16 protein-coding genes are annotated in these 20,544 nt (G+C 74.5%); 8 read left to right on the top strand and 8 right to left on the bottom strand.

The window, feature by feature from the left end; all coding sequences use genetic code 11:
* Positions 1-28 precede the first annotated feature (28 nt).
* From TNCT1_RS15070 to TNCT1_RS15090, 5 genes are all read right to left on the bottom strand, one after another.
* Positions 29-1,183, bottom strand: coding sequence for an RNA polymerase sigma factor (locus TNCT1_RS15070; RefSeq protein WP_143632023.1), 1,155 nt, complete (start codon positions 1,181-1,183; stop codon positions 29-31).
* A 277-nt stretch (positions 1,184-1,460) separates the two neighbouring features.
* Complete coding sequence (gene dnaG / locus TNCT1_RS15075; protein ID WP_143632027.1) at positions 1,461-3,371, bottom strand: DNA primase; 1,911 nt, start codon at positions 3,369-3,371, stop codon at positions 1,461-1,463.
* A 47-nt stretch (positions 3,372-3,418) separates the two neighbouring features.
* Positions 3,419-4,684: an NAD(P)/FAD-dependent oxidoreductase gene (locus TNCT1_RS15080; protein WP_143632030.1), complete on the bottom strand. Its 1,266-nt coding sequence runs from the start codon at positions 4,682-4,684 to the stop codon at positions 3,419-3,421.
* Positions 4,685-4,762: 78 nt separating this feature from the next.
* The gene (locus TNCT1_RS15085) at positions 4,763-6,079 is read right to left on the bottom strand and encodes a deoxyguanosinetriphosphate triphosphohydrolase (RefSeq protein WP_143632033.1); all 1,317 of its coding nucleotides are present in this window, start codon (positions 6,077-6,079) and stop codon (positions 4,763-4,765) included.
* Between the two features lie 97 nt (positions 6,080-6,176).
* Positions 6,177-7,040, bottom strand: a complete 864-nt coding sequence (locus TNCT1_RS15090) for a sirohydrochlorin chelatase (RefSeq protein WP_143632036.1) — start codon at positions 7,038-7,040, stop codon at positions 6,177-6,179.
* A gap of 205 nt (positions 7,041-7,245) precedes the next feature.
* On the opposite strand from TNCT1_RS15090, the gene TNCT1_RS15095 reads away from it, so the two are divergent.
* Together TNCT1_RS15095 and TNCT1_RS15100 are read left to right on the top strand one after the other, a co-directional pair.
* Positions 7,246-7,923, top strand: a complete 678-nt coding sequence (locus TNCT1_RS15095; protein ID WP_143632039.1) for a vancomycin high temperature exclusion protein — start codon at positions 7,246-7,248, stop codon at positions 7,921-7,923.
* A gap of 133 nt (positions 7,924-8,056) precedes the next feature.
* Positions 8,057-10,243, top strand: a complete 2,187-nt coding sequence (locus TNCT1_RS15100) for a molybdopterin oxidoreductase family protein (RefSeq protein WP_143632042.1) — start codon at positions 8,057-8,059, stop codon at positions 10,241-10,243.
* 38 nt (positions 10,244-10,281) lie between these two features.
* On the opposite strand, the gene TNCT1_RS15105 is transcribed toward TNCT1_RS15100, so the two are convergent.
* Positions 10,282-10,713, bottom strand: coding sequence for a gamma-glutamylcyclotransferase family protein (locus tag TNCT1_RS15105; RefSeq protein WP_373920474.1), 432 nt, complete (start codon positions 10,711-10,713; stop codon positions 10,282-10,284).
* Positions 10,714-10,854: 141 nt separating this feature from the next.
* Between TNCT1_RS15105 and TNCT1_RS15110 the strand changes: the two genes are divergently transcribed.
* From TNCT1_RS15110 to nirD, 6 genes are all read left to right on the top strand, one after another.
* Positions 10,855-12,504 (top strand): M4 family metallopeptidase, encoded by a 1,650-nt coding sequence (locus TNCT1_RS15110; protein WP_143632047.1) that lies wholly within the window; start codon positions 10,855-10,857, stop codon positions 12,502-12,504.
* A 349-nt stretch (positions 12,505-12,853) separates the two neighbouring features.
* Positions 12,854-13,423: a hypothetical protein gene (locus TNCT1_RS15115; RefSeq protein WP_143632048.1), complete on the top strand. Its 570-nt coding sequence runs from the start codon at positions 12,854-12,856 to the stop codon at positions 13,421-13,423.
* Between the two features lie 154 nt (positions 13,424-13,577).
* Complete coding sequence (locus tag TNCT1_RS15120; RefSeq protein ID WP_143632050.1) at positions 13,578-14,198, top strand: class F sortase; 621 nt, start codon at positions 13,578-13,580, stop codon at positions 14,196-14,198.
* A 177-nt stretch (positions 14,199-14,375) separates the two neighbouring features.
* A complete protein-coding gene (locus TNCT1_RS15125; protein WP_143632052.1) occupies positions 14,376-15,590 on the top strand; it encodes an NAD(P)/FAD-dependent oxidoreductase in 1,215 nt (404 codons plus the stop codon).
* Entirely contained in the window at positions 15,590-18,199 is a 2,610-nt protein-coding gene (nirB, locus tag TNCT1_RS15130) for a nitrite reductase large subunit NirB (RefSeq protein WP_143632054.1), read from the top strand. The genes TNCT1_RS15125 and nirB overlap by 1 nt, the downstream gene beginning before the upstream one ends.
* Positions 18,196-18,546, top strand: a complete 351-nt coding sequence (gene nirD, locus TNCT1_RS15135) for a nitrite reductase small subunit NirD (RefSeq protein ID WP_143632056.1) — start codon at positions 18,196-18,198, stop codon at positions 18,544-18,546. Before nirB ends, nirD begins: the two co-directional genes overlap by 4 nt.
* A gap of 179 nt (positions 18,547-18,725) precedes the next feature.
* Here nirD and TNCT1_RS15140 read toward each other — a convergent pair whose 3' ends face one another.
* Positions 18,726-19,649 (bottom strand): oxidoreductase, encoded by a 924-nt coding sequence (locus TNCT1_RS15140; RefSeq protein ID WP_143632058.1) that lies wholly within the window; start codon positions 19,647-19,649, stop codon positions 18,726-18,728.
* A gap of 369 nt (positions 19,650-20,018) precedes the next feature.
* Positions 20,019-20,519 carry a GNAT family N-acetyltransferase gene (locus TNCT1_RS15145; RefSeq protein WP_143632060.1) on the bottom strand — a complete coding sequence of 167 codons (501 nt, stop codon included), beginning with the start codon at positions 20,517-20,519 and terminating at the stop codon, positions 20,019-20,021.
* Positions 20,520-20,544: the final 25 nt, after the last annotated feature.

Raw genomic sequence — 20,544 nt, forward strand, 5'->3', positions numbered from 1 at the left:
GGCCGCCCGCACCGGCGGGCGGCCCCGGTCAGTCCAGGTAGCCCCGCAGCTGGTCGGCGAAGGTGTGGTCGCGGAGCTTGTTGAGGGTCTTGGACTCGATCTGCCGTATCCGCTCCCGGGTCACGCCGAACAGGCGCCCGATCTCCTCCAGGGTGCGGGGGCGGCCGTCGGCCAGGCCGTAGCGGAGCTGGACGACCTTGCGCTCGCGTTCGCCGAGGGTGGAGAGCACGGCCTCCAGATGCTCCCGGAGCAGCAGGAAGGCGGCCGACTCGACGGGGCTCGCGGCGTCGCCGTCCTCGATGAGGTCGCCGAGGGCCACCTCGTCCTCCTCGCCGACCGGGGCGTGCAGGGACACCGGCTCCTGGGCGAGCCGGAGCACCTCGCGGACCCGCTCGGGCGGCAGGTCGAGCTGGGCGGCGACCTCTTCGGGGGCCGGCTCGTAGCCGCGTTCCTGCAGCATCCGGCGCTGCACGCGGACGACCCGGTTGATCAGTTCCACCACGTGCACGGGCACCCGGATGGTGCGGGCCTGGTCGGCCAGGGCGCGGGACATGGCCTGCCGGATCCACCAGGTGGCGTAGGTGGAGAACTTGTAGCCGCGGGCGTAGTCGAACTTCTCCACCGCCCGGATCAGTCCGAGGTTGCCCTCCTGCACCAGGTCGAGCATGGTCAGGCCGCGGCCGACGTACCGTTTCGCCACGGACACCACGAGCCGCAGGTTGGCCTCGATGAGGCGGCGCTTGGCCATCCGGCCCATGACGACCAGCCGGTCCAGGTCGTGCGCGAGCCGGCTGTCCAGGTCGGGGGTGCTGCTCAGCTTCTCCTCGGCGAACAGCCCGGCCTCCACCTTGCGGGCGAGGTCGACCTCCTCGGCGGCGGTGAGCAGCGGGATACGCCCGATCTCGCGCAGGTACTGGCGGAACAGGTCAGCGGACGGTCCGCCGGTCTCGGCCCGCGCGGCGAGCGCCGGCGCGGGCCCGACGGGCTCGGCCGCCTCCTCCGGTTCCTCGGCCAGCGCGTCGGCGGGCGGTTCGACCGGCTCACCGGTCTCCTGGTCCGTCCCGGGGTGACCGGAAGCGCGGCTCTGCGGGGGTACGGCCACGAGGACTCCGGACTCCGCGCCGGGCTCGTCGGCCGTCGCGCCGGCGCTGCTGTCGGTCTGGGTGAGGGTCTGGGTCTGCACGGGGGCGACCTCCAGGATGATCGCTGCGCGGAGGGTGCGGCAGCGGTACTTCGGGAGCGGAGAGTCGACGGCATGCGCTCCTGGGGCTGGCACCGCCGGACGCGGGCGCCGCACCCAGTGTGGGGTAAGACACATCGCTGTCACGAGGGTCGTGCGGTGACTTTTTGCATCCGGTCCGTGACGCGGTGGTTACCCGGCCCGCCGGACTATGCGCCCGGCAACCGCGGACGGCGGCGCCGGTGACGCCGCGGGAGGCCGCGCGGAGGGGGCAGGGCCCTCACAGCGCCTGCGCGCCCCGTTCCCGCAGGCGCTGGTCGTACTGCTGGAGGACCCACATCTCGTTCTGCACGGCGGCCAGTTGGGCTGGGTCGCCACCGGTGGACAGACGGGTGAGCTGTGACTGGATGTCACGGATGCGGCGCTCCACGGCCCGGCGGCGGATCTGCACCAGCACCGTGCCGGCGTACGTCTCGTCCACCGTGCGGCGCAGGATCGGCTCCACGGCCAGTTCGGTGACCGTCGCGCGGACGGTGTCGTCGGGCGCGGCGTCCCGGACCCGGACCAGGTACTCCTGTCCGTCCTCGACGCCGTACTCGGCGCCGCCCGCCTCCGCGATGGTCCGGCGCACCGCGGCGTAGGGCGGCGCGGTGAACTCGTCGACGCCGTACGCGTCGAAGGCCGGGGAGACCAGGTCGGGCCGCTGGAGGGCGAGTTTGAGCAGTTCGCGCTCGGCGGCGTAGACCGGGTTGCGCAGGGTGAGGGCCGGGCCGGACGGGGCCGCGGTGCGGGGTCCGGCCTCCCACTGCTGCTGCGGGCCGCGGGGCTGCTGCTGCGGCCCGCCCTTGCCGCCGCGTTCGCGGGCCCAGCGGGCGAGCTGGGCGACCCGCTTGACCACGAACTGGGTGTCGAGGATGCCGAGCATCCCGGCCAGTTCGACGGCCACCTCGTGCTGGGCGCCGCTGTTCTTGATGCGGGCGACGACCGGGGCGGCCTCGTCCAGGGCGGCGGCCCGGCCGGCCGGGGTGTCCAGATCGTAGCGGGCGACGATCTGGCGCAGCGCGAACTCGAACAGCGGTGTGCGCGGTTCGGCCAGGTCGGCGACGGCCTCGTCGCCCTTGGCCAGGCGCAGCTCGCAGGGGTCCATGCCGTCGGGGGCGATGGCGATGTAGGTCTCGGCGGCGAACTTCTGGTCGTCCTCGAAGGCGCGCAGGGCGGCCTTCTGGCCGGCCGCGTCGCCGTCGAAGGTGAAGATCACCCGGGCCGAGCCGTTGTCCATCAGGAGCCGGCGCAGGATCTTGATGTGGTCGCCGCCGAACGCGGTGCCGCAGGTGGCGATGGCCGTGGTGACCCCGGCCAGGTGGCAGGCCATGACGTCGGTGTAGCCCTCGACGACGACGGCCCGGCTGGTCTTGGCGATGTGCTGCTTGGCCAGGTCGATGCCGTACAGGACCTGGGACTTCTTGTAGATCGCCGTCTCGGGCGTGTTCAGGTACTTCGGCCCGTTGTCCGCCTCGTACAGCTTGCGGGCGCCGAAGCCGACGACCTCGCCGCCGATGTCCCGGATGGGCCACATCAGACGGCCCCGGAACCGGTCGATGGGGCCGCGGCGGCCCTCCTGGGAGAGGCCGGACAGGATCAGTTCCTTGTCGGTGAAGCCCTTGCCGCGCAGATAGCGGGTGAGGTGGTCCCAGCCCTGGGGGCTGTAGCCGACGCCGAAGTGGACGGCGGCGGCCTGGTCGAAGCCGCGCTCGGCGAGGAAGACCCGGCCGGTCTCGGCCTCGGCGCCGTCGGCGAGCTGCTCGGCGTACCACTGGGCGGCGATCTTGTGCGCCTCGACCAGACGGATGCGCTCGCCGCGCTGGTGGGCGGGGTTGTACCCGCCCTCCTCGTAGCGCAGCGTGATGCCGGCCTGGGCGGCCAGGCGCTCGACCGCCTCCGAGAAGGAGAGGTGGTCGATCTTCATCACGAACGTGAGGGTGTCGCCGCCCTCCTGGCAGCCGAAGCAGTGGAAGAGGCCCTTGCTCGGGCTGACCTGGAAGGACGGCGACTTCTCGTCGTGGAAGGGGCACAGTCCCTTGAGGTTGCCGCCCCCGGCGTTGCGCAGCTGGAGGTACTCGGAGACCACGGCGTCGATCGGGACCGCGTCCCGTACCGCCTTCACGTCCTCGTCGTTGATCCGTCCTGCCACGATGCGATTCTACGGGGCCCGTACGACAGTCCCGGTGGCCGCGGAGATCAGGAACCGAGGCGTTCCAGAGGCACGTGGGGGTCGGCGAGCGCGTGCGTGTCCACCCGGGCCCGGGAACGGATGAGGTTCTGGACGGGTTCTGTGACATCCCACACGTTCACGTTCATCCCGGCCAGCACCCGGCCCTCCCGGACCCAGAACGCGATGAACTCCCGCTTCCCCGCGTCGCCCCGGATGACCACCTCGTCGTACGACCCGGGCGGCGCCCAGCCGCTGTACTCCATGCCCAGGTCGTACTGGTCGGTGAAGAAGTAGGGCACGCGGTCGTAGCCGACGTCCTTGCCGAGCATCGCGCGGGCGGCGGCCGGGCCGCCGTTCAGGGCGTTGGCCCAGTGCTCGACGCGCAGCCGGGTGCCGAACAGGGGGTGCGGGAAGGAGGCGACGTCCCCGGCCGCGTGGATGTCGGGGTCGGACGTGCGCAGCCGTTCGTCCACCACGATCCCGCCGCCGTGCTCCCGGTCGGCCAGCTCAAGACCGGCCGCCTCGGCGAGGGCGGTGCGCGGGGCCGCGCCGATCGCCGCGAGCACGGCGTGCGCGGGGTGCTCCTCGCCGTCGTCGGTGCGGGCGGCGAGGACCACGCCGTCCTGGCCGACGATCTCGGTGAGTCGCACCCCGAAGCGGAAGCGGACGCCGTGGGCGCGGTGCAGCTCCGCGAAGACGTTGCCCAGCTCGGGGCCGAGGACGCCGTGCAGCGGTGTCGGTGCGGGCTCGATCACGGTGACCTCGGCGCCGTACTCGCGGGCCGCCGCCGCGACCTCCAGGCCGATCCAGCCGGCGCCGGCGATCACCAGGTGGCCGTTGTCCCGGCCGAGCGCGGTCAGGACGCCCTTGAGCCGCTCGGCGTGGGCGAGCCGGCGCAGGTGGTGCACGCCGGCCAGGCCGGTGCCGGGGATGTCCAGGCGGCGGGGTTCCGCGCCGGTGGCGAGCAGCAGCTTGTCGTAGTGGACCAGGGTGCCGTCGTCGCCGAAGCGCACGGTCTTCGCGGCGCGGTCGATCCGGTCCACGGTCTGGCCGAGGTGCAGTTCGACGTCGTTGCGCGCGTACCAGGCGGGCTCGTGCACGAAGACGCTGTCCCGCTCCTCCTTGCCGAGCAGGTAGCCCTTGGACAGCGGGGGACGCTCGTAGGGGTGGTCGCGCTCGTCGCAGATCAGTATCACCCGGCCGGTGAAGCCCTCCGCACGGAGCGTCTCGGCCGCCTTGGCGCCGGCGAGGCCGCCTCCGACGATGACGAATGTCTGATCCGCGTCGACCACTTGATGCCTCCTCGTAAGGGTGCCGCCATGTGCGAGCGTCCCGCACCGGGCGTGCTGCGGGAAGAGGGGGTGCCCCGATCAGGCCACCGGCGGGGCACTTTCCCACTGGATATGCCCCGTCAGTCTCGCGTGCAGCGAGCGGGCCGAGGCGTCGGTCAGGGAGGCGATCTGGTCGACGATCACCCGTTTGCGCGCGAGGTCGTCGGGCGCCTCGTCGAACAGTGCCCGGAACTGGGGCTCGAGGCCGTCCGGCGCGCGGGCGGTGAGCGCCTCGGCCAGCTCGGCCACGACCACCCGCTGGTCGGCGCGCAGCCGCTCCTGCTCGGCGCGCTGCATCACGTACCGGTCGGCGACCGCCTTGAGGACCGCGCACTCCATGCGGGTGGCGCGGGGCACGACGAGTTCGGCGCCGTAGCGGGTGAGCCGGCCGCCGCCGTACGCGGCCCGGGTGGCGGTCTCGGCGGCCAGGCAGAACCGGCCGATGAGCTGGCTGGTGGCGTCCTTGAGGCGGGCCTGGGCGACGGCCGTGCCGTCGTAGCCGTGCGGCCACCACGGCTGGGCCTGGAGCCGGTCGAGGGCCTCGGCCAGTTCGGCGGGGTCGGTGTCCGCCGGGACGTACCGGCCGACGGCGACCTCGAACACCGCCTGCCGTTCGGCTCCGGCGCGCAGCAGGTCCGGGTCGATGTGGCCGGCGTGCAGGCCGTCCTCGACGTCGTGCACCGAGTAGGCCACGTCGTCCGACCAGTCCATGACCTGCGCCTCGAAGCAGGTGCGGGTGCCGGGGGCGGCCCTGCGGACCCAGTCGAACACCGGGCGGTCGTCCTCGTACACGCCGAACTTCACGGAGGCCGGGTCGGTGGGGTGGGCGCCGCGCGGCCAGGGGTACTTGGTGGCGGCGTCGAGGGCGGCCCGGGTGAGGTTGAGGCCGACGGAGCCCTCGGGGGTGAACCGCTTGGGCTCGATGCGGGTGAGCAGTCTCAGGGACTGCGCGTTGCCCTCGAAACCGCCGCAGTCGTCGGCGAACTCGTTCAGGGCCTGTTCGCCGTTGTGGCCGAAGGGCGGGTGGCCGAGGTCGTGGGAGAGGCAGGCCGCCTCGACCAGGTCGGGGTCGCAGCCGAGGGCGGCGCCCAGCTCACGGCCGACCTGGGCGCACTCCAGGGAGTGGGTCAGGCGCGTGCGGGGAGTGGCGTCCCAGGCCGGGCTGCGGGTCCCCGGTGTGACCACCTGGGTCTTGCCGGCCAGGCGGCGCAGGGCGGCGGAGTGCAGGACGCGGGCGCGGTCGCGCTGGAAGGCGGTGCGGCCCGGCCGTTTGTCGGGTTCGGGCGCCCAGCGTTCGGCCGACGCCGGGTCGTAGGCCGAGGTGGGTGCGGTGCTGGTGCCTGCGGTGCCTTCCATGACTCGACAGTACGGGGCGGAGCCGACAATCGCGGGGCTCGGGGCGCCCGACCGGCCGCCGGGGCGTGTCGGGCCGCCGGTTCCGCCGTCCCCGGTCTCAGGCCGACGCCAGGTCCGCCCCGGTCCGTGCCCGCGCCTGGTCGTAGCGGTGCAGGACGAGGCGGGCCATCGCCTCGTGGGCGCCCAGGGGCTGCGCGGCGATCCACGGCGCCTCCCGGGCGCACTGGGCCGCGAAGCGCCCCGGCGCGGTGAAGCAGGAGGCGACCGCCACCCGGTCGCGGCCGCGCGCGGCCAGCGCCCGTACCGCGGTGGCCACCGTCGGGCTCGCCGCCGAGGCGTAGGCGGGGACGACCGGGACGCCGAGGCGCTCGGCGAGCAGGCGGGCCGTGCGGCGGGTGTCGGCGGCCGAGTCGGGGTCGCGGGAGCCCGCCGCCGCGAGGACGACCGCGCCCGCGCGGCGCACGGCGGAGTCCCCGGCCGGGGGCCAGCCCGCCTCCAGCAGGCGGGTGTGCAGCACGTCCACCAGGAGCGGGTGCGGGCCCAGCGGGGCGGCCACGCGCGTGCGTGCGGGCGAGGCGGCGGCCATCTCGGGGATGTCCCGCTTGACGTGGTAGCCCCGGCCGAGGAGCAGCGGTACGAGGATCGCGGGGGACGCTCCCAGCGCGGCCAGGGTGTCCGGGAGCAGCGGCTCGTTCAGCTCGATGTGGCCCAGGTGGACGGGCAGGCCGGGGCGCTGCTCGCGCACCCGATCCCGCAGGGCCCGTACGGTGCGCGGCGCGCCCGGGTCGCGGCTGCCGTGCGCGACCAGGACCAGGGCGGGCGGGGCGAGGTCCGGGCCTAGGCGTGCGCTCGGCGGGACGAGCCGGAGCCGGTCGGCGGGCCGGCCGCCGGCGCTGTTCATGAGGTGCATCGTGCTGTCGGAGTGGGTGAGGTCGTCGCTGTGCGGGTCTGACCCGGTCATGGCAGTGATCCTGACGGGGGTTCGTTGCGCCGCCGTTGCCGGACGGTCACGGGTGTTTTCCGCCGGTTCACCGCGTACGGATGCACGCCGTGAGGACGAGAGAGGACGAGACGGGCGGACGGACCGAGACGACACGGGCGGACGGACCGAACCGGAGACCGCCGGCCCGCGTCCTCCCGGTGGGAACCGATCTCGGGAGTACAGCATGAAGATGAGCCGGCCGCGGCTGCCGCGCACCCGCAAGGGGTGGCGGCGCCTGGTGCAGACCGTGATGGCCGGGTGCGTGCTGGCGCTGCTGCCGGTGACCTGGCTGTACGTGTCGACGGCGGACCGGCTGCGGACCGCGGCGGACGCCCCGCGCACCGAGGTCGCGGTGGTGTTCGGGGCCGGCCTCCGGGACGGGGAGCCGTCGCTCTACCTCGCGCACCGGCTGGACGCGGCGGCCAGGCTGTACCGGGAGGGGCGGATCGAGGCCGTCCTCGTCACCGGGGACAACAGCCGCGAGGACTACGACGAGCCCGACGCCATGCGCGCCTACCTGACCCGGCACGGGGTGCCGGACGCGCGGATCGTCGGCGACTACGCGGGCTTCGACACCTGGGACTCCTGTGTACGGGCCAAGAAGATCTTCGGTGTGGACCGGGCGGTGCTGATCAGCCAGGGCTTCCACATCCGGCGGGCGGTGGCGCTGTGCGAGGCGGCGGGGGTGGACTCGTACGGCGTCGGGGTCGACGCCAAGCACGACGTGACCTGGTACTACGGCGGCACCCGCGAGGTGTTCGCGGCGGGCAAGGCGGTGCTGGACGCGGTGTTCCGGCCGGATCCGCGGTTCCTCGGGCCGAAGGAACCCGGCGTGGCGCGGGCGCTCGCGTCGGGTCGGTGATCGCGCGGGACGCTCGCGTCGGGCCGGTGGCCGGGGCCTCACGGCGGGTGGCCGGGCACGGGGAGGCCGGCTTCCCGGCCGTGTAACAAGGGGCCGCCGCGGGCCGTAACACGCCGGAAGCACGCTGGTCGGCATGGAGACCACCGCGACGCCCACGCACTGCCCGTACTGCGCCCTGCAGTGCGGGATGAACGTCACGCCCCTGCCGCAGGGGGGCGTCGAGGTGACCGAGCGGCCGGACTTCCCGGTGAACCGGGGCGCGCTGTGCGGCAAGGGCCGTACGGCCGCCCAGGTGCTGTCGCCGGCGGCCCGGCTGACCTCGCCGCTGGTCCGGTCCGGCGGGCGGCTGGTGCCGGCGGGCTGGGACGAGGCGCTGGACCGGATCGCCGGCGCGCTGTCGTCGGCGCGTGCGCGCGGCGGGCCCGACGCGGTGGGGGTGTTCGGCGGGGGCGGGCTGACGAACGAGAAGGCGTACGGGCTCGGCAAGTTCGCGCGGGTGGTGCTCGGCACCTCGCAGATCGACTACAACGGGCGGTTCTGCATGTCCTCGGCGGCGGCCGCCGGCACGAAGGCGTTCGGCCTGGACCGGGGTCTGCCGTTCCCGCTGGAGGACATCCCGCGCACCGGCTGCGTCATCCTGGTCGGCTCCAACCTCGCCGAGACGATGCCGCCGTCGCTGCGCTTCTTCGGCGAACTGCGCGACAACGGCGGCACGCTGATCGTCGTCGACCCGCGGCGCACCCGGACGGCCGAGCAGGCGGACCTGCACCTGGCGCCCCGCCCGGGCACCGATCTCGCCCTGGCGCTGGGCCTGTTGCACCTGGTGGTGGCCGAGGGCCGCACGGACGAGGAGTACATCCGGGAGCGCACGGCCGGCTGGGAGGAGGCCCGGGCGGCGGCGATGGCGCACTGGCCGGAGCACGTGGAGCGGATCACGGGGGTCCCCGTCCCCCGACTGCGGCAGGCGGTACGGATGTTCTGCGAGCCCCGGGCCGCGATGGTGCTCACGGCGCGCGGGCCCGAGCAGCAGTCCAAGGGCACCGACACGGTGGGCGCGTGGATCAACCTGTGCCTGGCGACCGGCCGGGCGGGCCGTCCGCTGTCCGGGTACGGCTGCCTGACCGGGCAGGGCAACGGGCAGGGCGGGCGCGAACACGGCCAGAAGGCCGACCAGTTGCCCGGTTACCGCAAGCTCGACGACCCGGCGGCGCGGCGGCACGTGGCCGGGGTGTGGGGCGTGGACCCGGACAGCCTGCCCGGCCCCGGACGCAGCGCGTACGAGCTGCTGGACGCGCTGGGCACGGACATCCGGGCGCTGCTGCTGATGGGGTCCAACCCGGTGGTGTCGGCGCCGCGCGCGGCGCACGTGGAGGAGCGGCTGCGCTCGCTGGACTTCCTGGCGGTGTGCGACGTCGTCCGGTCGGAGACGGCGGAACTGGCGGACGTGGTCCTGCCGGTCACGCAGTGGGCCGAGGAGACGGGCACCACGACCAGTCTGGAGGGCAGGGTGCTGCTGCGCCGCCGGGCCGTGGCCCCGCCCCCCGGGATCCGCAGCGACCTGGAGGTGCTGCGCGCACTGGCCGCCCGGCTGGGCGTGGAGAAGGGCTTCCCGGCCGACCCGGAGGAGGTCTTCGAGGAACTGCGCCGCGCCAGCGCGGGCGGTCCCGCCGACTACTCGGGGATCACCTACCGCCGCCTGGCGGAGGAGAACGGCGTGTTCTGGCCCTGCCCCGAGCCCCCGGCGGACTCGGCACCCGTTTCGCACCCGGCGCACACCGACGCGGACGGCATGTGTGGCGCGAACGGCGCGCACAGCGTCGGCGGGCCGACCCGGGCCCCGGGCGCCGTCCATCCCGGCACCCCCCGCCTGTTCCTCGACCGCTTCGCCACCGACGACGGCCGGGCGCGGTTCGCCGCCGTGGCGCACCGGGCCAGTGCGGAGGAGCCGGACGCGGAGTACCCGCTGCTGCTGACCACCGGCCGGGTGGTGTCCCAGTACCAGTCGGGGGCGCAGACCCGCAGGGTGGCGGAGCTGAACGCGGCCGCGCCCGGCCCGTTCGTCGAGCTGCACCCGCGCCTCGCGGCCCGCCTCGGCGCTGTCGAGGGCGACCCGCTGGCGGTGGTCTCCCGGCGGGGCCGGGCCGTGGCCCCCGCGCGCATCACCGCCGCCATCCGCCCCGACACGGTCTTCATGCCCTTCCACTGGCCGGGCGAGGGCAGGGCCAACACCCTCACGAACCCCGCCCTGGACCCGACGTCGAAGATGCCGGAGTTCAAGACGTGCGCGGTGCGGGTGGAACCCCTCGGCGCACAGGAGTAGGCGACGCCGGGGGGCCCCGGGGCGGCCGGCCGGTTCCCTCAACCGCGTTCCAGCCAGTCGCCGCCGGCTATGCGCCGTCCCCGGGTCCGCAGGCGGGCGGCGACGGCGGGGGCCGCCAGGTAGACCCAGGCGGGCGCCGTCGTGCCGTCGGGGAGTTCGACGGTCCGGGAGACCCGTTCGTAGAGGTTGCCGGGGTCGCCCGGGACGTACTCCTCCAGGCGGTCGAGTTCGGTCAGGAGTCCGGCGTAGGACCGCGGTGACGCGGTGACCAGTTCGCCGGTGACCGCCGCGCCGGGTTCGTCGACGGCGTAGGGGTAGCCGGGGCCGTCGTACAGCGCCGCGCCCGGGAGCCGTCCGGGTTGCTCCCGGTCGGTACGGCCGCGCAGGAACAGTCCGTGGTTGCGCTCACCGGGGCGAAGGGTGCCGTAGACGAAGAACGGCCGGGGGCCCAGGGCGTCCGAAGTGATCACGGAAACGATTCTCCACCTACGCCGCCTCCTCACACATCTCCATGAAGGCGCTATGGACATGACATGTCATGGCCCCTTAAATCTCAGTCAGCGCAGCGCCCACGCCCCCCACGCCTCGAAGGCGCCTCCCCAAGGAGACAGATGAGTCGGATACGTCAGCACATCCGGGGTTCCCGTCGTCTCGCCACCGCCGGCGTCGCCGCGACCACGGCGGCCCTGCTGGCCGCCGCCCTCTCCCCCGCCGCCCACGCCGACGGCCGCCCGACCCGGGCCACCGCCGTCGAGAACGCGGCCGCGGCCCTCGTGGCCCAGGCGAAGACCCTCGGCCTGACCTCCGCCCAGGACACCAGCGTCCGGGACGTGATCGTCGACAGCAACGGCACCCAGCACGTCCGCTACGACCGCACCTACCGTCAACTGCCGGTCCTGGGCGGTGACTTCGTCGTCCACCTGGCGCCGGGCGGCGCCTACCGCGGCGCCGACCGCGCGACCAGAACCAGGATCTCCGTCCCCTCCACCACCCCGAAGCTGTCCGCCCCCAGGGCCGCCGGCCTCGCGGTGAACGCCCTGCGGGCCGCCAACCTCGGCGAGAAGCTGCGGCAGGTGAAGGCCAAGCCCGAGCTGGTCGTCGACGCCCTGCACGGCGCCCCCAAGCTCGCCTGGCGCACCAACGCCGTCGGCCAGGACTCGCTCGGCAACCCGGTCGCCCGGACCGTGCTGACCGACGCCCGCACCGGCGCCCAGATCGACGCCTGGGACAGCATCGAGACGGTCACCGGCGACGGCAAGTCGCTGTACAGCGGGACCGTTCCGATGGAGACCACGCAGTCCGGCTCCTCGTACCAGCTCAAGGACCCGACCCGCGGCAACACCTACACCGGTGACGCGGAGGGCAAGACCGACCTGTGCTTCTTCGGCATCTGCTTCAGCCGGGCGCCCGCCACCCTGTTCACGGACGCCGACAACCACTGGGGCTCGGGCGCCACCGCCGACCGCGCCTCGGCCGCCGTCGACGCCCAGTACGGCACCAACGAGACCTGGGACTACTACAAGAACGTCCACGGCCGCAACGGCATCGCGGGCGACGGCAAGGGCTCGTACAACCGCGTCCACTACGGCAGCAACTACAACAACGCCTTCTGGGACGACAGTTGCTTCTGCATGACGTACGGCGACGGTGACGGCACCACCTTCGGGCCGCTGGTGGCGCTGGACGTGGCCGGGCACGAGATGAGCCACGGCGTGACGTCGAAGACGGCCGCGCTGACCTACTCCGGCGAGTCCGGCGGCCTGAACGAGGCCACCTCGGACATCCTCGGCACGATGGTCGAGTGGTACGCGAACAACTCCTCCGACCAGGGTGACTACCTCATCGGCGAGAAGATCGTGAAGCCGGGCTTCGGCAAGGCGGCCCTGCGCTTCATGGACAAGCCCTCCAAGGACGGCAGCTCCGCGGACTACTGGAGCTCGTCGGTCGGCAACCTCGACGTGCACTACTCCTCGGGCGTCGCCAACCACTTCGCCTACCTGCTGGCGGAGGGCAGCGGCGCGAAGACCATCAACGGCGTCGACTACAACTCGCCGACGTCCAACGGCTCGACGGTCACCGGCATCGGCCGGGACAAGGTCGGCAAGATCTGGTACCGGGCGCTGACGGTCTACATGACGTCCTCCACCAACTACGCGGGCGCCCGCACGGCCACCCTGAACGCGGCCAAGGACCTCTACGGCGCGGGCAGCGCGGAGTACAACGCGGTCGCCGCCGCCTGGAGCGCGGTCAACGTCAACTAGGCCGCAACAGTCACGCGTTGGGCGGCCGTCCCGGTCCAGTGGGCACCGGGGCGGCCGCCCTCTTCGCGCGCCCCTCGCCGCACTCGCCGGCCCACGCGGGCGCCGGTCACCCGTTCACCGCCGCCCGGCGCTCCATTCGTGTGCACTTCCCCAGGCCCCCTCACACGTCTCTGACCAGCCACGACTCCCCACCACTAGCCCGTGCGGGGGCCCCCGGAGCCACCCGTTCAGCACGTTCCTGACGCATCGTCAGAGAGCGCGGCGGCCCGACTGCGATTTTCCTCGGAAGGGCAGGGGCGTGCCCCTGGACGAGTCGGAGGATCGAGACGGACCAGCCCTGGGGAGCACCATGCGACGCACCGCCCGTCTGCTGACCGGTACCGCGCTCGCCGTGGCCACGGCGGGACTCGCCGCGGCGCCGGTGAACGCGGCCCCGGCGCCGGACCGTCCGCGGGACGCTCCGGCCGCGGCCGGCAGCCTGCTGGTCGACCCCTCCACCGCGGCGCCGGGCAGCCGGGTCACCGTGAACACGGCGGCGTGCGGAAAGAGGGGCACCGCGATCGCCGACGCGGGCGCGCTCGGCGCCGGGACCTTCATGCTGGCGCCCGGCGAGAACGAGGGCGAGTCGGCCGGCGAGTTCCGGGTGCCGCCGGGCGCGCAGCCGGGCACGTACGAGATCGTCGCGAAGTGCGCCGAGGGCGACCGGCAGGTCACGGGCGACCTGGTGGTGGCGCCGAGCACGGCGCGCATGGGCGCGGCGCACGAGCAGGTGCAGCCGCGGGGAAGCGTGAAGACGGGGGTCGGCGGCGCGTTCGGCTCCGACCCCGTGCAGACCGCGGCGGGTGTGACGGCCCTGGCCGTCGCCGCCGCGGGCGGTACCTGGCTCCTGCATCGCCGGGCGAGAGGCGACGGGATCTGACGGACACCCTCCGCTGTCCGTCCGCCGGTACCGCACATCCCGCCCCCTCCGGGTCCGACGCCCCTCGCGGCCCGGAGGGGGAGGGGGTCCGCCCAGTGGCGGGCCGATCCGTTCCGGGGGCCTGTCCTGGGCGCCCCGGGGAGAGGGGGTCCCAGTGCCCAGAATCGGAGACACCGCGATAGCCGCCGTCACCGTGGTCGCCCTCGGCGCGGGGGTGTGGCTGCTCGCCGGCCCGGGCGTGACGCACGCACCGCCGCAGCCGGCCGCCGCCGAGGGCAGGCCCGACCCCGGCGAGGAACGGCTGCGGGCCACCGCGCTGGCGCCGTCCCCGCCGATCCGCATCCGCATCCCGGCGATCCGGGTGAACGCCCCGCTCACCGGCCTGGGCCTCACCCGTGCGGGCAGCCTGGACGTGCCGCCCGCCGGGAACAAGAACCTCGCCGGCTGGTACGAGGCCGGCACCACCCCCGGCGAGACGGGCACCGCGATCGTCGCGGGCCACGTGGACAACACCGAGGGCCCGGCCGTCTTCTACGACCTGGGCGCCCTGAGGCGGGGAGCCGTGATCGAGATCGACCGGCGCGACGGCGGTGTGGCGGTGTTCACCGTGGACGCGGTGGAGGTGTACGCGGCCAGCGACTTCCCCGACGAGAAGGTCTACGGCGCGGCCGCCCGCCCCGAACTGCGCGTCATCACCTGCGGCGGCGGCTACACGAAGGCCACCGGCTACCAGGGCAACGTGGTGGTCTTCGCCCACCTGACCGGCAGCCGCTGAACCCCGCCCGCGGGGCCGGCCGGTCGGGGCCCGTCCCCGCGTCGGCGCACCTCACAGCCCCGACCGGGCGCCTTGGGGGACCCTCACACGCCCCGCCCGGCACCGCTGAGGGCAGCGTTCCCGGCGGGAAACAGGAGGGATGCGGCCGGGTAACGTCGAAGCCGCACGCTGCGGTGCATGACCTCGAATACGCGTGTGGTGGTGATCGGCGCCGGCCTCGCGGGCGCACGGCTCGCCCGGCGGCTCGGTGAGCTGGGCACGCCCGCCCTGCTCGTCGGCGAGGAGGAGCACCGGCCGTACAACCGGGTGCTGCTCGCGGAGGTGCTGGCCGGGCGGTACGCCCCGGAGGTGATCGCCCTCCCCGCGCCCGCCGGCCACCGGCGCGCCAGGGTCACCGGCATCGACCGCGCGGCCCGGCGGCTGCGGTGCGCCGACGGCTCGCTGATCGCCTACGGCACCCTGGTGCTGGCCACCGGCTCCAACCCGGTGCTGCCGCCGCTGCGCGGCCTGTTCGGCCCCGGCCGCCGGCTCCCCGAGGGCGTCCACGCGTTCCGCACGATGGACGACTGCCTGGGCCTGTCCAAGGCGGTACGGCCGGGCGCGCGGGCGGTGGTCGTCGGCGGCGGGCTGCTCGGCGTGTCCGCGGCCCGGGCGCTGGCCGTGCGCGGCGCGCAGGTGGTCCTCGCCCAGCAGGCCGAGCGGCTCATGGAACGCCAGCTAGACCCGGACGCCTCCCGCCTGGTGCTGCGGCACCTGACGGACCTGGGCGTCGAGGTGCACACCGAGTGCCGGGTGCGGGACGTGCGGTGCGTCGGCGGCGCGGTCCGCTCGGTGGAACTGGCCGACGGGTACGCCCTCGACACCGACCTCGTGGTGCTCGCCTGCGGGGTCCGCCCGCGCACCGGTCTGGCGGAGCGGGCCGGCCTCGCCGTCCGCGGCGGCGTCCTGGTCGACGACGAGCTGCGCACCTCCGACCCGCACATCCACGCCGTCGGCGACTGCGCCCGGCACGACGGCACGGTCTACGGCCTCGCCGGCCCGGCCCTGGAACAGGCCGAGGCCCTGGCCGCCCTGCTCGCCGGCGACGCCGGCGCCCGCTACACCGGGACCCGCTCGCTGACCCGGCTCACCCTGGCCGGAACCGGGCACCCCTTCGACCTGGCCGCGTTCGGCGAGCCCGAGGCCCGCCCCGGCGACGACGTGGTCCGGCTCGCCGACGCCACCCGGGGCACCTACCGCAAGGTCGTCGTCCGCGACGACCGCCTGGTCGGCGGGGTCCTGGTCGGCGAACTCGGCACCGTCGGCGCGCTCGCCCGCGCCTGGGAGGGAGCGGAGCCGCTCCCCTCCTCCGGACCCCTGCTCCATCTGCTCACCGACGACGGAGGCTCCTGATGACCGCCACCCCGGGGGCCACCCCCACGATCGTGCTCGTCGGCCACGGCATGGTCGGCCAGCGCTTCCTCGAAGCGCTGGCCGAGCGCGGCCTGACCGCCACCCACCGCGTGGTCGTGCTGTGCGAGGAGCCGCGTCCGGCCTACGACCGGGTGCAGCTCACCTCGTATTTCTCTGGCCGCACGGCCGAGGAACTGTCCGTGACCGACATGGGGTTCATCACGGCCCACGGCATCGAACTGCACGTCGGCGACCCGGCGGTGACGGTCGACCGCGAGGCGCGGAAGGTGACGGCCCGCTCGGGTCTGGTGGTCGGCTACGACGTCCTCGTCCTGGCCACCGGCTCCAGCCCGTTCGTGCCCCCCGTGCCGAACCGGGACGCCGCCGGCTGCTTCGTCTACCGGACCATCGAGGACCTCCTCGCGATCGAGGAGTACGCGAGGACCAGAGCGGCCACCGGCGCGGTGGTCGGCGGCGGCCTGCTCGGCCTGGAGGCGGCCGGCGCCCTCAAGGGCCTCGGACTCGCCTCGCACATCGTGGAGTTCGCCCCGCGCCTGATGCCGGTGCAGGTGGACGAGGGCGGTGGCGCGGCGCTGCTGCGCACCGTCGAGGAGATGGGCCTGAGCGTGCACACCGGTGTGGGCACGCAGGAGATCGTCGTCGACGAGGGCGGCGCGGTCACCGGCATGAGGCTGTCGGACGGCTCCGAACTCGCCACCGACATGGTGGTGTTCTCCGCCGGTGTCCGCCCCCGCGACCAACTGGCCCGGGACTGCGGCCTGAAAGTCGGCGAACGCGGCGGCGTCACCGTCGACGAGCAGTGCCGTACCGTCTCGGACCCGCGCGTGTTCGCGATCGGCGAGTGCGCGCGGGCCGCGGACGGCCGGGTGTACGGCCTGGTGGCCCCGGGCTACGAGCAGGCGGAGACGGCGGCGGCGGCCATCGCCGGGGACGAGGCGGCCTTCACCGGCGCCGACCTGTCGACGAAGCTGAAGCTGCTCGGCGTGGACGTGGCCTCCTTCGGCGACGCGCACGGCACCGCCGAGGGCTGCCTCGACGTCGTCTACTCCGACTCCCGCGCGGGTTTGTACAAGAAGCTGGTCATCGGCCGGGACGGCACGCTGCTCGGCGGGATCCTGGTCGGCGACGCGGAGGCGTACGGCACCCTGCGCGCGCTCACCGGATCGGTGCCCCCCGTCTCCCCCGAGTCGCTCGTCCTGCCCGCCGGAGCCGGCCAGGGGGCCCGGCTCGGGCCGTCCGCGCTCCCGGACGAGGCGGTGATCTGCTCCTGCCACAACGTCACCAAGGGAGCCGTCCGCGGCGCGGTCACCGAGCACCGGTGCACCACCGTGCCCGAGGTGCAGAAGTGCACCAGGGCCGGTACCGGCTGCGGCAGTTGCGTGAAGGTGCTCGGGCAGCTCGTCACGGCCGAGCTGGAGGCGTCCGGCGTCGCGGTGGACAAGGGCCTGTGCGGCTGCTTCGCCCGGACCCGCGAGGAGCTGTACGAGATCGTCCTCGCCCTGCGCCTCACCTCGTACCGGGAGCTGCTGGACCGGTACGGCCGTGAGGGCGCCCGGGGCGGCGACGGCTGCGAGGTGTGCAAGCCGGCGGTGGCCTCGATCATCGCCTCGCTCGCCCCGGCGATCGGCGCGAGCGGCTATGTGCTTGACGGCGAGCAGGCGGCCCTGCAGGACAGCAACGACCACTTCCTCGCCAACCTGCAGAGGAACGGCTCCTACTCGGTCGTGCCGCGCATACCCGGCGGCGAGATCGCACCCGAGAAGCTGATCGTGATCGGCGAGGTCGCCCGGGACTTCGGCCTCTACACCAAGATCACCGGCGGTCAGCGGATCGACATGTTCGGCGCCCGGGTGGAGCAGCTCCCGCTGATCTGGGCCCGCCTGGTGGACGCCGGCTTCGAGTCGGGGCACGCGTACGGCAAGTCGCTGCGCACGGTGAAGTCCTGCGTGGGGCGGACCTGGTGCCGCTACGGCGTGCAGGACTCGGTCCGGATGGCGATCGACCTGGAGCTGCGCTACCGGGGCCTGCGCTCCCCGCACAAGCTCAAGTCGGCTGTCTCGGGCTGCGCCCGGGAGTGCGCGGAGGCCCAGTCGAAGGACTTCGGCGTCATCGCCACGTCCAGCGGCTGGAACCTGTACGTCGGCGGCAACGGCGGCGCCACCCCGCGCCACGCCGACCTGCTCGCGCAGGACCTGTCCGACGCCGAACTGGTGCGGCTCATCGACCGGTTCCTGATGTTCTACATCCGCACCGCCGACCGCCTCGAACGCACCGCCACCTGGCTGGAGCGGATCCCGGGCGGCCTGGACCACGTGCGGGACGTGGTGGTGCACGACTCGCTCGGCATCTGCGACGAGCTGGAGGCCCTGATGCGGGCCCATGTCGCGCACTACCGGGACGAGTGGGCCGCGACCGTCGACGACCCCGAGAAACTGGCCCGGTTCGTGTCCTTCGTGAACGCCCCGGATACCCCGGACCCGGTGGTCGCCTTCGTCCCCGAACGCGATCAGATCAAGCCCGACCTGCAGCTGCTGTCCATCGGCCCGCGCCCGGCCGACGACGTCCTGGAAGGAAGCGCACAGCGATGACCCTGGCACCCGAGACGACCGACCTGCTGGTCCAGCTCCGCCTGGCGGACGGCTGGTTCACCGTCTGCGCCCTGCACCGGCTGGTACCCGGCCGCGGCATCGCCGCCCTGCTGCCGGACGGCCGCCAGGTGGCCGTGTTCCGCGACCGCGCGGACCGGCTGTACGCCATCGACAACCGCGACCCGTTCGGCGGCGCCGCCGTCCTCTCCCGCGGCCTGACCGGCACCCACCGCGGCCGCCCGTTCGTCGCCTCCCCACTGCTGAAGCAGCGCTTCGACCTGGAGACCGGGCAGTGCCTGGACGACGAGTCGGTCCGGGTGACGGCGTACCGGGTGCGGGGCGTCTGAGGCGGCGGGGTGGCGCTGTCCGGGGGGCCGGCCGGGGTGGGGGCGGGGCGGCGCTGTCCGGGGCAGCGGCAGGGCGGGGCCGGCCAGGGCCGGCGGCGAGCGCGGACGACAGCGCCCCACCGCGCCGGCGGTCAGGTCCCCAGCGCGCCGCCCGGTCAGGTCCTCACCCTGCCGGCCGGTCAGGTCCGCAGCGCGTCGTACGGCACGCCCGTCAGCCGCTCGGAGGCGGCCCAGAGCCGGGTCGCCGCCGCGTCGTTCGAGGTCCAGGGCGCGCGGCGGGAGGGCGCCGGGGAGCCGCGCCACATCGCGAAGGAGGGTCCCCAGAACGAGTCGGGTCCGACCCCGGGCGCGGTCGCCGCGTACAGCGTGGGCAGCGCGCCCGCCTCCGCCGGCTGGGCGAAGACGCGGTTGGCCAGCTCCATCGCCCGCTCGACGCCCCGGCGCCCCTCGGCGCGCGGCCCGGCCGTCTGGAGGTTCGTGGCGGCGTACCCCGGGTGCGCGGCGGCCGCGACGACGTGGGAGCCGTGGGCGGCCAGCCGGCGGGCCAGCTCGTGCGTGAAGAGCAGGTTGGCGGTCTTGGAACGGGCGTAGGCGGTCCAGCGCCGGTAGTGCCGCTCGCTGTTGAGGTCGCGCGGGTCGATGTTGGCCATGACGTGGAGGAAGCTGGACACGGTGACGATCCGGGCGCCGGGGGTGGCCAGCAGGGCGGGCAGCAGCAGCCCGGTGAGCGCGAAGTGCCCGAGGTGGTTGATCCCGAACTGGGTCTCGAAGCCGTCGGCGGTCGTGCCGTACGGCACCGCCATCACACCGGCGTTGTTCACGAGCAGGTCGAGCCGGTCGTACGGCAGCCCGGCCGCGAACTCCCGGACGGACGCCAGGTCCCCGAGGTCCAACCGGCCCAGCTCCGCCCGGGCGCCCGGCACCTCGGCGCGCAGCCGCTCGACGGCCTCCCTCCCCCGCGTCTCGTCGCGGCAGGCGAGCACCACCCGGGCCCCCTTACGGGCCAGCTCGCGCGCGGTGACGTAACCGAGGCCGCTGTTGGCCCCGGTGACCAGGGCGGTGCGCCCGCTCTGGTCGGGGATGTCCTGCGCGGTCCAGCCCATCGCGGGCCCTCCTCACGGCTGGGGCGGAAGGGCCGACGCCACGGCCCCGGAACCAGGCCAGCGTAGGCGCCGGGCGCACGGATCCCGCGGTGGCGTGGCGGCCGGCATACGGAACGCGGCGAAGGGGCCTGCCGGCGGGCGGTGTCCACGCCGTGCCCCGCGCCCGCCCGCCGGGCGGTGTCCAAGTCGTGCCCCGCGCCCGCCTCGGCGGCCGGTGTCCACGCCGCGCCCCGCGCCCGCCCCGGCGGCCGGTGTCCGCACTATGCCCCGCGCCCGTCCCAGCGGGCGGTGTCCACGCCGCGCCCCCGCCCGTCACAGCGGGCGGTGTCCACGCCGTGCCCCCGCCCGTCCCGGCGGGCGGATCGCGGCCTACGGCCGGAGCACCAGGTCGCGCTCGTACCAGGTGCCGGTCTCCCCGCCCAGGTCGGCGGGGCCGGCCGGGCCGACGGGCACGAACCCGGCCTTGGCGAGCACCCGCCGGGACGCGGCGTTGCCATGGGAAGCGGCCGCCCGCAGCGTGCGCAGCCCGTACCGAGCCGCCGCCAGCCGGCACAGCTCCCGGACGTTCGCGGTCGCCACACCGCGGCCGGCGACGTGCTGCGCGACCCGGTAGCCGAGCTCGGCGGCGCCGTCGTCCAAGTCGTACAGGTTGAACCGGCCCAGCACCGGGCCGTCCCCGGCGACGAGTACGTGGAAGGCGCAGACGCCCGCCTCCTGCTCAGCCAGCAGGGCGCGGTACCGGTCGGCGAACCGCTCGAAGAACTGGTCACCGCGGTCGGAGACCGAGGCGGCGAAGTAGGCACGGTTCGCCAGCTCGAAGGCCAGGACCGCCGGGGCGTCACCGGCGCGCAACCGCCTCAGCTCGGGCACCGCCCGACTGTACCCGGACGGGGCG

Source organism: Streptomyces sp. 1-11 (assembly GCF_007176755.1).
Classification (GTDB): Bacteria; Actinomycetota; Actinomycetes; order Streptomycetales; family Streptomycetaceae; genus Streptomyces.